Raw genomic sequence first — 1,435 nt, 5'->3', positions numbered from 1 at the left:
ATTGATTAAAGATGTCAAATACTTGCAGTGGGTTTGGTATTCTCCCAAATACAGCAAAGAATTAAACTATCTGCAACAAAAAGCAAGTTGTTCGAACGCATACATTGTTTTCTTTTCTAAATTGATAAAAAATATGGTAATGGCGGAAGTATATTTAAGAAATGACATAAGGGGAAATGTAGAGTATGAGAAATTCGTATTACCTTCAAAAAGGTACAAAAGACCTTATTATGCCTATCTTTTTTTTGTATCAAAAAGAGGAAAAGTGAAAAAGTTTTATAAATATGAGGAGGGGTATATAAAATGAAGTATCTGCTTGGCATAATAGTGCTAATAGCCATCGCCACTAATGCAAAGTGCTGCACTACCGATAGCGTATGCTACAAGAAGGCATATGATTGTATAATCAAGGATTTGAATCTATATCCGAACTCAGTATTCATATCGGACAAACTTGATGAAATGGCCAGTATTTTCTTTATAGAAGACAAGTCGCTAACCAAGGAAGAAAAAAAGACCTTATATGATGCAATGACGAGGATTAATACAAGTGAATTTTCGCCTGTGCTTCACACCATGCAACAACAGACTTGGATATATGCCAGGCCTATCGTTTTCTTTTCCATCATATATAACAACATATTGACAGCAACACTCTATATAAGAGATAATATAAATTATAAGAAATTAGAAGACTTTTCCTCAATTACAATTGGGCACAGGCCATATTACTATGTATATATGATGGTCTTTTCAGAAACAGGAGAACTAATGAAATACTACAGACATAAGGAATATGAATAATGCAGGCTAAACTAGCCAAGTCTACACGGCATGGCAATATGCAGTGTAGACTTTAATCCAGGAAGAAAGTTTGCACACCAATGGATCTTTTTCAAATAGGCATAATGAAGAGATATATGATAGGAACTATGTATGGTAGAAAAGGATAAGTCCCTCAATGAGAAAAATGACAAGAAGTAAGATGGCTACACAACCCTACAAATACATCGGCAAAGAGCTGGACCGCACCCACGGCCTGGACTGGTACGACCACGGAGCCCGCCACTACGCCCCCGTGACGGGAGATTGGTCTGACTCAACTATAGGAGGACTTAGATACAAGCCCGACACGAAGCATGTACACAGATGGATTTTTTCCAAATAAAGATAATTAATATGTGGAGATTATTAGTAATAGTTCTATACAGTATCCCCTCTTTTTGTACTACCCCTTTTGTACAATTAAGAACAGGAGAGTACAATATAGCGGATAGTGCTATAATAGATAGTATTTGCAAATTATATAACTCATATTCCTGTGAATTTATTATTTGTACATTAGGATATACAGAAGGACCTCATGCATATACATCAGTTGTCTTTGTCAAGAATGCTGACGCAACTGATTATTGGTGCATAGCACGCCCTAAAG

Annotated in this window: 4 protein-coding genes; all 4 read left to right on the top strand. The window is 36.0% G+C overall.

The window, feature by feature from the left end:
- Nucleotides 1–307: hypothetical protein (locus tag CIK94_RS14605; protein ID WP_216821921.1), on the top strand; the 307-nt coding region annotated here is incomplete at its 5' end.
- The gene (locus CIK94_RS00490) at nt 304–804 is read left to right on the top strand and encodes a hypothetical protein (protein ID WP_022309663.1); all 501 of its coding nucleotides are present in this window, start codon (nt 304–306) and stop codon (nt 802–804) included. The genes CIK94_RS14605 and CIK94_RS00490, both read left to right, overlap by 4 nt.
- Before the next feature lie 166 nt (nt 805–970).
- Entirely contained in the window at nt 971–1,168 is a 198-nt protein-coding gene (locus CIK94_RS00485) for a hypothetical protein (RefSeq protein WP_144007712.1), read from the top strand.
- 11 nt (nt 1,169–1,179) lie between these two features.
- Nucleotides 1,180–1,435 (top strand): hypothetical protein (locus CIK94_RS14600; RefSeq protein WP_216821920.1); only part of this gene is annotated, 256 nt, incomplete at its 3' end.

The sequence above is a fragment of the Prevotella sp. P4-51 genome, assembly GCF_002251455.1.
Classification (GTDB): Bacteria; Bacteroidota; Bacteroidia; order Bacteroidales; family Bacteroidaceae; genus Prevotella.
The sequence above is the reverse complement of the archived record's forward strand: the minus strand, read 5'-3'. Positions and strand labels throughout refer to the sequence as shown.